The 14,668-nt window shown below is 60.8% G+C and carries 11 protein-coding genes and 2 tRNA genes; 9 read left to right on the forward strand and 4 right to left on the reverse strand.

Going from position 1 to position 14,668, the window contains the following annotated elements; all coding sequences use genetic code 11:
* Positions 1-746: 746 nt before the first annotated feature.
* Complete coding sequence (locus ACLCGK_RS14705) at positions 747-1,403, forward strand: Bax inhibitor-1 family protein (protein WP_367245434.1); 657 nt, start codon at positions 747-749, stop codon at positions 1,401-1,403.
* Between the two features lie 50 nt (positions 1,404-1,453).
* Here ACLCGK_RS14705 and ACLCGK_RS14710 read toward each other — a convergent pair whose 3' ends face one another.
* From ACLCGK_RS14710 to ACLCGK_RS14725, 4 genes are all read right to left on the reverse strand, one after another.
* A complete protein-coding gene (locus tag ACLCGK_RS14710; protein WP_367245433.1) occupies positions 1,454-3,019 on the reverse strand; it encodes an ABC transporter permease in 1,566 nt (521 codons plus the stop codon).
* On the reverse strand, positions 3,019-4,032 hold the full coding sequence (locus ACLCGK_RS14715) for an extracellular solute-binding protein (RefSeq protein ID WP_054572153.1): 1,014 nt from the start codon (positions 4,030-4,032) through the stop codon (positions 3,019-3,021). The genes ACLCGK_RS14710 and ACLCGK_RS14715 overlap by 1 nt, the downstream gene beginning before the upstream one ends.
* 274 nt (positions 4,033-4,306) lie before the next feature.
* A tRNA-Leu gene (locus ACLCGK_RS14720) sits at positions 4,307-4,393 on the reverse strand.
* Between the two features lie 88 nt (positions 4,394-4,481).
* Positions 4,482-4,568, reverse strand: a tRNA-Leu gene (locus tag ACLCGK_RS14725).
* A gap of 271 nt (positions 4,569-4,839) precedes the next feature.
* On the opposite strand from ACLCGK_RS14725, the gene rnr reads away from it, so the two are divergent.
* The 8 genes from rnr (at position 4,840) to ACLCGK_RS14765 (ending at position 14,529) form a co-directional block, all read left to right on the forward strand.
* On the forward strand, positions 4,840-7,416 hold the full coding sequence (rnr, locus tag ACLCGK_RS14730; RefSeq protein WP_410952257.1) for a ribonuclease R: 2,577 nt from the start codon (positions 4,840-4,842) through the stop codon (positions 7,414-7,416).
* Positions 7,413-8,159, forward strand: a complete 747-nt coding sequence (gene rlmB, locus ACLCGK_RS14735) for a 23S rRNA (guanosine(2251)-2'-O)-methyltransferase RlmB (RefSeq protein ID WP_003259007.1) — start codon at positions 7,413-7,415, stop codon at positions 8,157-8,159. Before rnr ends, rlmB begins: the two co-directional genes overlap by 4 nt.
* 307 nt (positions 8,160-8,466) lie before the next feature.
* The gene (gene rpsF / locus ACLCGK_RS14740; RefSeq protein ID WP_013974420.1) at positions 8,467-8,892 is read left to right on the forward strand and encodes a 30S ribosomal protein S6; all 426 of its coding nucleotides are present in this window, start codon (positions 8,467-8,469) and stop codon (positions 8,890-8,892) included.
* Between the two features lie 28 nt (positions 8,893-8,920).
* The gene (rpsR, locus tag ACLCGK_RS14745; protein WP_003249563.1) at positions 8,921-9,151 is read left to right on the forward strand and encodes a 30S ribosomal protein S18; all 231 of its coding nucleotides are present in this window, start codon (positions 8,921-8,923) and stop codon (positions 9,149-9,151) included.
* 33 nt (positions 9,152-9,184) lie between these two features.
* Positions 9,185-10,048, forward strand: coding sequence for a hypothetical protein (locus ACLCGK_RS14750; protein ID WP_003259010.1), 864 nt, complete (start codon positions 9,185-9,187; stop codon positions 10,046-10,048).
* Positions 10,049-10,068: 20 nt separating this feature from the next.
* Positions 10,069-10,515, forward strand: a complete 447-nt coding sequence (gene rplI, locus ACLCGK_RS14755; protein WP_003249568.1) for a 50S ribosomal protein L9 — start codon at positions 10,069-10,071, stop codon at positions 10,513-10,515.
* Between the two features lie 113 nt (positions 10,516-10,628).
* Positions 10,629-12,026, forward strand: a complete 1,398-nt coding sequence (gene dnaB, locus ACLCGK_RS14760; protein ID WP_015271992.1) for a replicative DNA helicase — start codon at positions 10,629-10,631, stop codon at positions 12,024-12,026.
* 202 nt (positions 12,027-12,228) lie between these two features.
* Entirely contained in the window at positions 12,229-14,529 is a 2,301-nt protein-coding gene (locus ACLCGK_RS14765) for a YgiQ family radical SAM protein (RefSeq protein ID WP_013974417.1), read from the forward strand.
* Positions 14,530-14,668: the final 139 nt, after the last annotated feature.

The raw sequence follows: 14,668 nt of genomic DNA on the forward strand, positions 1-14,668 counted from the left end.
GTGCGTGCTATTGCGTGGCTTGGCACAGGGAACTGGCTAGTGTCAACCGGGCCTCGAGGCGACAGCGTTAATCCGCCATGAGCTTTTCAGGCGCAACCGTCAGACGACAATGCCCGAGCGTTGCAGAGGGGAGTAAACATGCTCGCACTTTTCCTTTTTGTAGTATTAGTCGTGGCTTTTTCTGTGTTGATCTATATAGCGATTCGCTATATAGATCGGATTGAATCGTTGCTGTCAAAAAGTCAATTCGTGCAGGGGAACAGAGCGGTCTATTTGCTGGCAGGTTTGTTAGGAAAAGTGATGAGGATTTGTACAGTTTCAACTTTACTGATAATTCCTCGCGCATTTGCCAGGCGAGGTCTCGCGGATCTGCAACAAGTAAAGGAGTTTCCTTGTCGGATGCGGTGTGTGCTTGTGATAACTTGGGGGGTAGCGGTAATTTCTTTGATCGCATTCGGCAGTGTTGATTTTGGGGGGGGAGTCCCAAATAGCTTGGGTGACTCCTAGTCTGCGTACGCCTTTTCGGAAATCCAAGCTGCTTATCAGCCTGGACCCGTTCTCCGCCTTATTCAAATACATCCGTAAAGTCAGCAAATACACCGGTAACCCGATGCCACGATCAACAACGCCGCATAAGTCGCCGCCGCCGCGAAACAGCAGTTGCTTAGCCAGGTGGCGTTGAGCACACGTAATTGCGGACAGTATTTACAAGCATAGATCCAATAGATCCAGGGAGCGTAACAGACATGCTGGAGAACGAAACGTTCAACCGACTCGGAACCAATCATCAAATTTCGGCGAACACCTATAACTTCATCCTTGGCGCAGTACTGGTATGGGGCTTTTCCGTCAACTGGTACCTGGTAATCATCGTGCCAGCCGAGATTGTTCGGGCCGTCCCCATGATGCTGTTCTTGGTTGGCTACATGATCATGGCGATGGCGGGGGTCGCCATTATCTTCAAGTCAGAAAAACCGCTTTACAGCTTCCTCGGCTACAATCTGATCGTGATTCCGATCGGCTTGTTGCTTGTCGTTGTGCTCCCGAACTATTCTCATCAAACCATCGTGAAGGCAGTACAAACTACTGCCTTGCTAACCGTGGCCATGATGTTGCTGGGTACCGCGTTTCCCCGCTTCTTCAAGCGCATCGAGGCGTCATTGTTCATAGCTTTGATAGTTGCGATTTTCATTGAGTTGGTGCAGGTTTGGCTATTCGGCGTCAATCTGGCAGTAATGGATTGGATCACAGCAGTGATCTTCTGTGGCTATATCGGGGTTGATTGGGGGCGTGCGAACCAGATTGAGCGTACCGTGGATAATGCAATAGACAGCGCTGCATCGCTGTATCTAGACATTATCAATCTGTTTCTGCGGGGCTTGCGGATCATGTCCAAGAAGTGAGTTGCCCAGGTGGCTTAATGCCCAGGCCGCATGGCGGCCTGGGCAAGCTTTCAAGTCTTGTTCAAATACATCCGTGTTGTAAGCAGATATACCGGCAACCCCGAAACCACAATCAGCAACGCCGCATAAGGCGCTGCCGCCGCGAACTCGACGTTGGCCGTATGCGCCCATACCTCGGTCGCCAGGGTGGTCATGCCGGTCGGGCTGAGCAGCAAGGTAGCTGTCAGTTCCTTCATGGCATCCAGGAACACCAGGGCAAAGGCTGCCGCCATGGCCGGGAAGATGATCGGCAAGGTCACCCGGCAAAACGCGGCAAAGCTGCTCGCGCCCAAGGTGCGTGCGGCTTCCTCCAGCGTCGGCGAAGCCTTGTTCAGTGCGGTGCGCACCGGCGACTGCGCCAGCGGCAGGAACAGCAGCGCATAGGCCAGCAGCAACAGTGCCATGGTCTGGTACAGCGCCGGCACGTAATGCAGGGCGAAGAACACCAGGGTCAGGGCAATCACCAGGCCGGGCAGGGCGTGCAACAGGTATGGCAGGCGCTCGGCCCAGATTGCCAGGCGGCCCTTGTAGCGCACCACCAGGAAGCTGATTGGCAGGGCTAGCAACACGCAGAAACCGGCACCCCCCAGCGACACCGACAACGAGGTGAACAGCGCCTTGGAAATGGCCGCAACAGGGAATGCCGCCGATGAACCCACGCTCAACCAGTAGCCGAGCATGGCCAGCGGAATACCGCTGCCCAACACCGCCAGGCCCACGCAGAACAGTTGCGCCAGCACTGCCCAGCCACGCAACCGCACCGGTTGTGCTCGTCGCGCCACACCCTGGCCGATGCGCACGTGACGGGCCTTGCCACGTACCCGCAGTTCAAGCCACAGCATCACCAGGCACATCGCCAACAGCACGGCGGACAGCATGGCCGCGTTGGCATTGCTGAACTCCAGTTCGAACTGCTGGTAAATCGCCGTGGTGAAGGTTTGCAAGCCTAGGATCGACAAGGCGCCGAACTCCACCAGCATGTGCAGGGCGATCAGCAGCGCGCCGCCAAGCATCGACGGCCACAGCAGCGGCAGGGTGACCTTGATGAATACGCCCCAGCGGCTGCAGCCCAGCGTACGTGCCGATTCCTCCAGCGAGGTATCGAGGTTGCGCAGGGTCGCGGCCACCGGCAGGAACACCAGTGGGTACTTGGACAGGGCCATGACCATGATCGCCCCGCCCAGTCCTTCGAAGTCCGAGCTCAGCGACACCCAGGTGAAGCTGCTGACGAACGACGGCACGGCGAACGGCAGGCACAGCACCACGCCCCACAACCGGCGGCCGGCCAGGTTGCTGCGCTCCAGCAGCCAGGCCAGGGCCAGGCCGACCACCATGCAGGTCAGCGTCACCCCGACCATCAGCATCAGGGTGTTGCGCATCAGCCCCCAGACAAACGGCCGCCACAGCAGGTGCAAGGCTTCGCGCCAGCCGGCCTCCCAGGCTTTCATGGCAACGTACAGCAAAGGCAGCAAGCTCATCGCTACCAGGAACAGCACAGGCAATACAACCCAGACGGAAGGGCGCTTGCGGTGTGGTACGAAGCGTACCGGCACCGGCTCGGACAGGGCGGCAGTCATCAGAGCAGGCCGACCTCGCGCTCAAGCTCGATCGCTTCCTCGGCATTGCCCAGGTCGGCTGGTGAGATCTTCGGTGGGCGCAGGTCTTCGAACGGCTTCAGGCCGCGGTCGGAGACCATGCCTTTGTGCAGCGGGTACTCAGCGGTGGTCTGGGTGATCACGCGCTGGCCTTCTTCGCTGGCCATCCAGTTGAGCAGCGCCTGGGCTTCTTTCGGGTGCTTGCTGGCCTTGACCACGGCTGCGCCGGAAATGGTGACCAGGTTGCCGGCATCGCCATCGGCCAGGTAGTAGAGCTTGGTGTCCAGCTTGCCGCGCTCGCGCTCGAGCGCATACCAGTAGTAGTTGTTCACCAGTACCGCAGCCACTTCGCCTTTTTCCACGGCTTTGAGGGCGACCATGTTGTTGGTGTAGGTCTTGCCGAATGCCTTCAGGCCGGTCAGCCATTCTTCGGTGGCTTCTCGCCCGTGCATCTTCAGGATGGCCACGGCCTGTTCCTGGAAGGCGCCGCTGGTGGGCACATAGCCGACGCGGCCTTCCCACTCGGGGTTGGCAAAGTCCATCACTGTGGTCGGCAAGTCTTTCTCGTCGACCTTCTTCGGGTTGAAGACGACGATGCGCGTACGGGCGGTGATGCCCATCCAGGTGCCGTTGGCGCCTACATACTCCTTGGGCATCATGTTCGCGGTGGCGTCATCGATCTTTGCCAGCAGGCCCAGTTCGCCCAGGTTGTTCAGGGGAGGGGACTCTTCGGTGTAGATGATGTCGGCCGGCGAGCGTTCGCCTTCCTCGATGATCTGGCTGGCCAGCTGGTTGCTGCTGCCCTTGCGAATATTGATGTGGACGCCGGTCTTGGCCTCGTAGGCCTTGGCGATGGCCTCGCCGATTTCCTTGTGCTGACCGTTGTACATGGTCAGGGTGACCGGTGCGTCTGCCATGGCGGCCGGAGCGCCAACGACCAGGCTCAGCACGGCGGCGGCCAAGGTACGCATCAGCGGTTGCGGGCGGATCGTCATGCGGGTACTTCCTCGCTTACGGCTACATATTTGGAAACAATGGTAAACGAAATCGTTTCTCAAGTGGCCGGGTGACGAGAAATTCATGGTCAGACCATGGTGTAACAGTCTGAAGGTGTCAGGTATTTCACTAGCCGGAAGGCCTGTGATGATTCTGTGGGAGCGGGCGCGCCCGCGAAGAGGGCGGCACAGGTTTGCACCTATGACCGAAAGAGGAGGGATACAAAAATCGCAGGCAAGAAAAAACCCACTAGCAAGCTAGTGGGTTTTTGTATGGTGCCCAGGAGAAGACTCGAACTTCCACGACCGTTAAGTCACTGATACCTGAAACCAGCGCGTCTACCAATTCCGCCACCTGGGCAAAGCTTTACATCATCTGAGGAAGGCGACTATCGTTCGCTTTCACACAGTAGTAACAGATCCTTGGTCATCTGTTACTTGAAAATATTTGGTGCCCAGGAGAAGACTCGAACTTCCACGGCCGTTAAGCCACTGATACCTGAAACCAGCGCGTCTACCAATTCCGCCACCTGGGCACACATTCGAGATTACTTGATGCTTTACAGCACCGCTCATCTCTACTACAACTTCGGGGTTGTCCGTCGTTGTGGTGCGCACTATACGGACGGTCCGGGGGGCTGTAAACCCCCCAAGCAAAAAAAATTTCAAAAAATTCAACTTGTTGATTCCGCAGGCCTATTCGTCCTCGCCAGACACGCCGGTGGGGCTGTCCAAGGCTGACATTTCCGGTTTCAATACGCCTATGCCAGAATTCCTATCTATATACCCCAAGGTGAACCCCTTCTGATGGCCGATTGGCAATCCCTCGATCCCGAGGCCGCTCGCGAAGCGGAAAAATACGACAACCCTATTCCCAGCCGTGAGCTGATCCTGCAGCGCCTCGCCGACCGTGGCGAACCGGCCGCACGCGAGGAGCTGGCGGCCGAGTTCGGTCTTTACGACGAAGACCAGATCGAAGCCCTGCGCCGCCGCCTGCGTGCCATGGAGCGCGATGGCCAGCTTATCTATACCCGGCGCGGCACTTATGCCCCGGTAGACAAGCTGGACCTGATCTGCGGCCGCGTCTCCGGTCACCGCGACGGCTTCGGCTTCCTTATTCCGGACGACGGCAGCGAAGATCTGTTCCTCAGCCCGTCGCAAATGCGCCTGGTGTTCGACGGTGACCGCGGCCTGGCCCGCGTCTCTGGCGTCGACCGCCGTGGCCGCCGTGAAGGCGTGCTGGTCGAAATCATCTCCCGCGCCCACGAAAGCGTGGTCGGCCGTTACTTCGAAGAAGGCGGTATCGGCTACGTGACCCCGGACAACCCGAAGATCCAGCAGGAAGTGCTGGTCACTGCCGGGCGCAACGGCGGTGCCAAGATCGGCCAGTTCGTCGAGATCAAGATCACCCACTGGCCGACCCCGCGCTTCCAGCCGCAAGGCGATGTGGTCGAGGTCATCGGCAACTACATGGCGCCGGGCATGGAAATCGACGTTGCCCTGCGCAGCTACGATATCCCGCACGTCTGGCCCAAAGAGGTGATCAAGGAAGCGCGCAAGTTCCGCTCCGAAGTCGAAGAGAAGGACAAGGAGAAGCGCGTCGACCTGCGCCACCTGCCGTTCGTCACCATCGACGGTGAGGACGCCCGCGACTTCGACGATGCCGTCTATTGCGAGCCGCTGGGCAAGCTGCGCCTGTTCTCCGGCGGCTGGCGCCTGTATGTGGCCATTGCCGACGTGTCCAGCTATGTGCGCCTGGGTTCGGCCCTGGACGTCGAGGCCCAGCAGCGCGGCAACTCGGTGTACTTCCCCGAGCGCGTGGTACCGATGCTCCCCGAAGAGCTGTCCAACGGCCTGTGCTCGCTGAATCCGCATGTCGATCGCCTGGCCATGGTCTGCGAAATGACCATGAACAAAGCCGGCCAGATGGTCGACTATCAGTTCTACGAAGGCGTCATCCACTCCCACGCCCGCCTGACCTACAACAAGGTCAGCAGCATGCTCGAGCACTCCCGCACCCGTGAGGGCAAGGCGCTGCGTGAGGAGTACAAGGCAGTCGTGCCGGACCTGAAGAACCTGTACAACTTGTACAAGGTGCTGGTGGAGGCCCGTCACACCCGTGGCGCGATCGACTTCGAGACCCAGGAAACCCGCATCATCTTCGGTGACGAGCGCAAGATCGCGGAAATCCGCCCGACCGTGCGCAACGACGCCCATAAGCTGATCGAGGAATGCATGCTGGCGGCCAACGTGGCCACCGCCGAATTCCTGCAGAAGCATGGCGTGCCGGCCCTGTACCGCGTGCACGACGGCCCGCCGCCGGAGCGTCTGGAAAAGCTGCGCGCCTTCCTGGGCGAACTGGGCCTGACCCTGCACAAGGGCAAGGACCCGTCGCCGAAGGATTACCAGGCACTGCTGGCGAGCATCGCCGGGCGCCCGGACTTCCACCTGATCCAGACCGTGATGCTGCGTTCGTTGAGCCAGGCGGTGTACAGCACCGACAACAACGGCCACTTCGGCCTGAACTACGAGGCGTACACCCACTTCACCTCGCCGATCCGTCGCTACCCGGACCTGCTGGTGCACCGCGCCATCCGCAGCATCATCCGTTCCAGGGTCGACACCCCGCACGTCAAGCGTGCTGGCGCCATGAGCATTCCCAAGGCGCGTATCTACCCGTACGACGAGAACACTCTCGAGCAGCTCGGCGAGCAGTGCTCGATGACCGAGCGCCGGGCCGATGAAGCCACCCGTGACGTGGTCAACTGGCTCAAGTGCGAGTTCATGAAGGACCGCGTGGGCGAGACCTTCCCGGGTGTGATCACCGCGGTGACCGGTTTCGGCCTGTTCGTCGAGCTGACCGATATCTATGTGGAAGGCCTGGTGCACGTCAGTGCGCTGCCGGGCGACTACTACCACTTCGACCCGGTGCACCACCGCCTGTCTGGCGAGCGTACCGGGCGCAGCTTCCGCCTGGGCGACACGATCGAGGTCAAGGTCATGCGCGTCGACCTGGACGAGCGCAAGATCGACTTCGAAGTGTCGGAAAAGACCCTCGCCGCCCCGATCGGCCGCAAGCAGCGTGGTGCCGCACCGGCTGCCGGCCAGGCCGAGCAGGCCCCGGTCGAGGCCAAGGCCACGCCGAAGCCGCGCAGCCGCAAGAGCGAGGCCGCCGAGGCGTACTTCCCGAAAGACGCTGTGCAGCGTAACGCCGAAGTGCGCAAGAGCCGCGAAATGAAGAAGGCGCTGATGAGCGAGGCGCGCAGTGGCGGCCATGCCAGCAGCAAGTCGGACAAGGGTGGCAAGGCCTCCGGCAAGCCGACCAAGCACCGTAAAGGCCCGCCGAAGTCCGGCGCGCCACGCAAGAGCAAGAGCAAGTCATGAGTCAGCTGGAAAAGATCTACGGCGTGCACGCCGTGCAGGCATTGCTGCAGCACCATCCGAAGCGGGTCAAGCAGATCTGGCTGTCGGAAGGGCGTAGCGAGCCGCGCCTGCAGGCGCTGCTGGCGCTGGCCGCGGAAAATCGCGTGGCGGTCGGCCAGGCCGAGCGCCGTGAGATGGATGCCTGGGTAGAGGGCGTGCATCAGGGTGTGGTCGCCGAGGTGAGCCCGAGCCAGGTCTGGGGCGAGTTGATGCTCGAGGAGTTGCTCGAGCGCACCGAAACACCCCCGCTGATCCTGGTGCTGGATGGCGTGACCGACCCGCACAACCTTGGCGCCTGCCTGCGTACCGCCGATGCCGCCGGTGCCACGGCAGTGGTGGTGCCCAAGGACAAGTCCGCAACCCTGACACCGGTCGTGCGCAAGGTGGCCTGTGGCGCTGCGGAGGTGATCCCGCTTGTGGCTGTGACCAACCTGGCGCGCACCCTGGAAAAACTGCAGCAGCGTGGCCTGTGGGTGGTAGGTACCGCCGGCGAGGCCGAGCAGGAGATCTACCAGCAGGACCTGACTGGGCCGTTGGTGATGATCATGGGCGCGGAAGGCAAGGGCATGCGCCGGTTGACCCGCGAGCATTGCGATTTCCTGGTGAAGTTGCCGATGGGCGGTAGTGTCAGCAGCCTGAACGTGTCGGTGGCGACTGGCGTGTGCCTGTTCGAGGCTGTGCGTCAGCGTCAGGCCAAGCGCTGATCTATAACCTGCGCCGGCCTCTTCGCGGGCACGCCCGCTCCCACAGGTAATCTGCAATGCCAAAGGCAGCAGTTGATCTGTGGGAGCGGGCGTGCCCGCGAATGGGCCCTGACACATTCTGAATATTTTTCAGGCTGTTCAAATATTCACCAATCACCTTGCTTGTACGTCTCGCCTTCTCTACAATTGCGCCCCTTGCCGAGCTGGCAGGCGCGCATGTGCCTCCCCTCCGTGCAAGACATACAGTGTCATTCACTCCTTGTCTGACCAGATTCGCTGGCAGACTACTAACCCGTAAGGAGCATTCATGCGTCATTACGAAATCATCTTCCTGGTTCACCCGGACCAGAGCGAGCAAGTCGGCGGCATGGTTGAGCGTTACACCAAGCTGATCGAAGAAGATGGTGGCAAGATCCACCGCCTGGAAGACTGGGGCCGTCGTCAACTGGCCTACGCAATCAACAATGTTCACAAGGCTCACTACGTGATGCTGAACGTTGAGTGCACCGGCAAGGCCCTGGCCGAGCTGGAAGACAACTTCCGCTACAACGATGCCGTTATCCGTAACCTGGTCATCCGTCGTGACGAAGCCGTTACCGGCCAGTCCGAGATGCTGAAGGCTGAAGAAAACCGCAGCGAGCGCCGTGAGCGTCGTGAGCGTCCTGAGCATGCTGAATCCGCCGACGGCGACGACAGCAATGACAGCGACTCCAGCGATAACGCTGACGAGTAATCCACGGACCTTTAGAGGAGCCTATTAAATGGCACGTTTCTTCCGTCGTCGTAAATTCTGCCGCTTCACTGCTGAAGACGTGAAAGAGATCGACTTCAAAGATCTCAACACCCTGAAAGCTTACGTATCCGAAACCGGCAAGATCGTTCCAAGCCGTATCACCGGTACCAAAGCTCGTTATCAGCGTCAGCTGGCTACCGCTATCAAGCGCGCCCGCTTCCTGGCCCTGCTGCCCTACACCGACAGCCACGGCCGCTGAGACCGGGTCGTCGACAAGCAGTAAGGGATTAGCATGCGAGCGTTAGCAAGTTTCATCATGCGCGGTCGTGTGCAGGCCACCCTGGTGGTGGTCATCAGCGCGGTACTGCCGCTGCTGTTCTGGTTGAGTGCCGCTGCCGGCAGCCTTGTGCTGCTGCGGCGTGGGTTCAAGGATGCTACAACGGTCATCGCCGGCGGCCTGCTGGCCGGGCTGGCCGTGTGGGTCATGGGCGATCCCATCACCTTTCTGGTGATCGCGGGTGCCCTGGGCCTGGCTGCGCTGTTGCGCGCCGAGCATCCCTGGAGCCGGGTGTTGCTGGTCAGTGCCGTGTTCGCCGTGGCTTTCAGCCTCGTGCTCGATCTGGCGCTGGCGCAAACCTTCGATGTGCTGGCCAAGGCGTTTGCCGAAGCCATGCCGAAAATCGAAGGGCAACCGGTGCTCTCCGGTGAGCTGATCCGCCCTGTGCTGGTCGCTTCCACAGCAGTGACGGTGCAATTGTTCAGTGTGCTGGCCCTGGTGCTGGCGCGCTACTGGCAGGCAGCGTTGTACAACCCTGGAGGCTTCGGTCGCGAGTTTCGCGCCCTGAAGTTGCCGAAACAGACCATGGCGGTCTTGGTGGCAGTGATGGTGGTGGCCCCGTTCATCGGGCCGCAGTTCATCGTCCTGGCATCGGCCTCCAGCCTGGTACTGGTGCTGGCCGGCATCGCCTTGATGCATGGGCTGGTGGCACAGGGTCGACTGGCCGGTTTCTGGCTGGTGGGCATGTACGTGACGCTGCCGCTGATCATGCAGCTGATTTATCCGTTGCTGGTGGTTCTGGCCATTGTCGACAGCCTGATTGATTTTCGCGGTCGCAAGTCCCCCAAGGGGAATGACTCCGCGAACGGTGAAGGTTAAAAGTTAAGAGGTTTTACCAAATGGAACTGATCCTGCTGGAAAAAGTCGCTAACCTGGGCAACCTGGGCGACAAAGTAAAAGTTAAGGCTGGTTACGGCCGTAACTTCCTGCTGCCATTCGGCAAGGCCACCGTTGCCAACGCCGCCAACCTGGCTGCGTTCGAAGAGCGTCGCGCCGAGCTGGAAAAAGCAGCTGCTGACAAGAAAGCTTCGGCTGAAAGCCGCGCTGCCCAACTGGCCGAGCTGGAAGTGACCATCACTGCCACCGCTGGCGACGAAGGCAAGCTGTTCGGTTCGATCGGCACCCACGACATCGCTGACGCCCTGACCGCCTCCGGCGTTGAAGTGGCCAAGGCTGAAGTTCGTCTGCCGAACGGCACCATCCGTCAGGTTGGCGAATACGACGTAGCCGTGCACCTGCACAGCGATGTTGAAGCCACCGTACGCGTGGTCGTCGTAGCTGCCTAAGCTGCGCTGACTGGCTGGCTCCTTGTGGGTCAGGCGGTTAACATCGGGCACGGTCCTGTTTTCGACAGGCCGTGCCCTTTGTCTTTTTCATCCTCCAGAATTCTTTCGTGGCCATGAACGAGATCACCACCTCCGAACAGCTAGACCTGCAAACCGCAGCCCTGAAGGTGCCGCCGCATTCCATCGAGGCCGAACAGGCCGTGCTCGGTGGCCTGATGCTGGACAACAATGCCTGGGAGCGGGTGCTGGACCAGGTATCGGATGGCGACTTCTACCGGCATGACCACCGCCTGATCTTCCGTGCCGTGCACAAGTTGGCCGATGCCAACCAGCCATTCGACGTGGTGACCCTGCACGAGCAGTTGGACAAGGAAGGCCTTTCTTCGCAAGTCGGTGGGTTGGCGTACCTGGCCGAGCTGGCCAAGAACACCCCGTCGGTAGCCAACATCAAGGCCTACGCCGCGATCATTCGCGAGCGCGCCACCCTGCGCCAGCTGATCAGCATCAGTACCGATATCGCCGACAACGCGTTCAACCCGCAAGGGCGCAACGCCGAAGAGATTCTCGACGACGCCGAGCGGCAGATCTTCCAGATCGCCGAGGCCCGCCCGAAAACCGGCGGCCCGGTGGGTGTCAACGAACTGTTGACCATGGCCATCGACCGCATCGACACGCTGTTCAACTCCGACAGTGACATCACCGGCGTATCGACCGGTTTCACCGACCTCGACGAGAAGACCAGCGGCCTGCAGCCAGCCGACCTGATCATCGTCGCCGGCCGACCGTCGATGGGTAAGACCACTTTCGCCATGAACCTGGTGGAAAACGCCGTACTGCGTACCGACAAGGCGGTACTGGTGTTCTCCCTCGAGATGCCAGGTGAATCGCTGATCATGCGTATGCTCTCGTCCCTTGGCCGTATCGACCAGACCAAGGTGCGTTCCGGCCAGCTGGACGACGATGACTGGCCGCGCCTGACCTCGGCTGTGAACCTGCTCAACGACCGCAAGCTTTTCATCGACGATACTGCCGGTATCAGCCCCTCTGAAATGCGCGCGCGTACCCGTCGCCTGGCCCGCGAGCACGGCGAAATCGCCATGATCATGGTCGACTACCTGCAGCTGATGCAGATCCCGGGTTCGGCCGGTGACAACCGGACCAACGAGATTTCCGAGATCTCCCGCTCGCTCAAGGCTTTGGCCAAGGAATTCAACTGCCCGGTCATCGCCCTGTCGCAGCTGAACCGCTCCCTGGAACAGCGCCCGAACAAACGCCCGGTGAACTCCGACTTGCGTGAATCCGGTGCGATCGAGCAGGACGCCGACGTGATCATGTTCGTGTACCGCGATGAGGTGTACCACCCTGAGACCGAGCACAAGGGCGTGGCGGAAATCATCATCGGTAAACAGCGTAACGGCCCCATCGGCTTCGTGCGTCTGGCGTTCATCGGCAAATACACCCGCTTCGAGAACCTTGCGCCGGGCATGTACAACTTCGACGACGACGAATAAGCCACCGGCCTCATCGTCGGCAAGCCAGCTCCCACAGGGGCTCCACCGGCCTCAAGGCAGTGATCTCCTGTGGGAGCTGGCTTGCCGGCGATGAGCCCGGTATAGGCAAGCCATGAATCCGACAACCATCGTCGGATTTGGTCAAAATTTGTGCTATATTCCGCGCCCGCGATTTCCCTGCACACCAGAACCGGTCACTGACATGCAAGCAGCCAAACCACTCTACGACTATCCCAAGTACTGGGCCGAATGCTTCGGGCCAGCACCTTTCCTGCCGATGAGCAGGGAGGAGATGGATCTGCTCGGCTGGGATTCCTGCGACATCATCATCGTGACCGGTGATGCCTACGTCGACCACCCGTCGTTCGGCATGGCCATCATCGGCCGCCTGCTGGAGGCACAGGGCTTCCGCGTGGGCATCATCGCCCAGCCGAACTGGCAGTCGAAAGACGACTTCATGAAGCTCGGCGAACCGAACCTGTTCTTCGGTGTGGCCGCGGGCAACATGGACTCGATGATCAACCGCTACACCGCGGACAAGAAGATCCGTTCCGACGACGCCTACACCCCTGGTGGCCTGGCCGGCAAGCGTCCGGACCGTGCCAGCCTGGTGTACAGCCAGCGCTGCAAGGAAGCCTACAAGCACGTGCCGATCGTACTGGGCGGTATCGAGGCTTCGCTGCGCCGCATCGCCCACTACGACTACTGGCAGGACAAGGTCCGCCACTCGATCCTTATCGACGCCAGCGCCGACATCCTGCTGTTCGGCAACGCCGAGCGCGCGGTGGTCGAGGTGGCCCAGCGCCTGTCCAACGGCGAGAAGATCGAGACCATCACCGATGTGCGCGGCACTGCTTTCGTGCGTCGCGACACGCCTCAGGGCTGGTACGAGATCGATTCGACCCGCATCGACCGCCCGGGCCGCGTCGACAAGATCATCAACCCGTACGTGAATACCCAGGACACCCAGGCCTGTGCCATCGAGCAGGCCAAGGGCGACCAGGAGGACCCGAACGAAGCCAAGGTCGTACAGATTCTCGACAGCCCGAGCATGACCCGGGAAAAGTCGGTGATCCGCCTGCCGTCGTTCGAAAAGGTGCGTAACGACCCGGTACTCTATGCCCATGCCAACCGGGTGCTGCACCTGGAGACCAACCCGGGCAACGCCCGCGCCCTGGTACAGAAGCATGGCGAAGTGGATGTGTGGTTCAACCCGCCACCCATCCCCATGAGCACCGAGGAAATGGACTACGTGTTCGGCATGCCCTATGCCCGTGTGCCGCACCCGGCCTACGGCAAGGAGCGCATTCCGGCCTACGAGATGATCCGCTTCTCGGTGAACATCATGCGTGGCTGCTTCGGTGGCTGCACCTTCTGCTCGATCACCGAGCACGAAGGCCGCATCATCCAGAACCGCTCGCACGAGTCGATCCTGCACGAAATCGAAGAGATGCGTGACAAGGTGCCGGGCTTCACCGGCGTGGTCTCCGACCTTGGCGGCCCGACTGCCAACATGTACCGCATCGCCTGCAAGAGCCATGACATCGAGAAGCACTGCCGCAAGCCGTCGTGCGTATTCCCGGGCATCTGCGAAAACCTCAACACCGACCACAGCTCGCTGATCGAGCTGTACCGCAAGGCTCGTGCCCTGCCGGGTGTGAAGAAGATCCTGATTGCCTCTGGCCTGCGTTATGACCTGGCGGTGGAGTCGCCGGAGTACGTCAAGGAGCTGGTCACCCACCATGTCGGTGGTTACCTGAAGATTGCCCCTGAGCACACCGAGCGTGGCCCGCTGGACAAGATGATGAAGCCGGGTATTGGCACCTATGACCGCTTCAAGCGCATGTTCGAGAAGTTCTCGAAAGAGGCGGGCAAGGAGCAGTATCTGATCCCGTACTTCATCGCCGCCCACCCAGGCACCACCGACGAAGACATGATGAACCTGGCCCTGTGGCTGAAGGGCAACGGCTTCCGTGCCGACCAGGTGCAGGCGTTTTACCCGTCGCCGATGGCTTCGGCCACGGCCATGTACCACTCGGGCAAGAACCCGCTGCGTAAGGTGACCTACAAGAGCGAGGGTGTGGAGATCGTCAAGAGCGAGGAGCAGCGTCGTTTGCACAAGGCGTTCTTGCGTTACCACGATCCGAAGGGCTGGCCGATGCTGCGTGAGGCGCTGCAGCGCATGGGCCGTGCCGACCTGATCGGGCCGGGCAAGCACCAGCTGATCCCGCTGCACCAGCCGCAGACCGATACCTACCAGAGTGCTCGCCGCAAGAACTCGACCCCGGCGGGTAGCCACAAGGTGGGCAAGGAGCAGAAGGTCCTTACCCAGCACACCGGCCTGCCGCCGCGTGGCAGTGATGGCAGCAAACCGTGGGACAAGCGTGAAAAAGCCAAGGCCGAAGCGTTTGCGCGTAACCAGCAGGCGGCCAAGGAGCGCAAGGAAGCGGCCAAGGGTGGCAAAGGCAACAAGAAGCCGCGTCAGCCAGTGATCCCGCGTTAACTGGGCGATTCTTGGGGCTGCTTTGCAGCCCATCGCGACACAAGGCCGCTCCTACAATGACCGTGCAAACCCGACAATTCCGGGGGGGGGGCTCGCGGTCGGTGTAGGAGCGGCCTTGTGTCGCGATGGACCGCAAAGC

It is taken from the genome of Pseudomonas sp. S1(2024) (assembly GCF_046557535.1).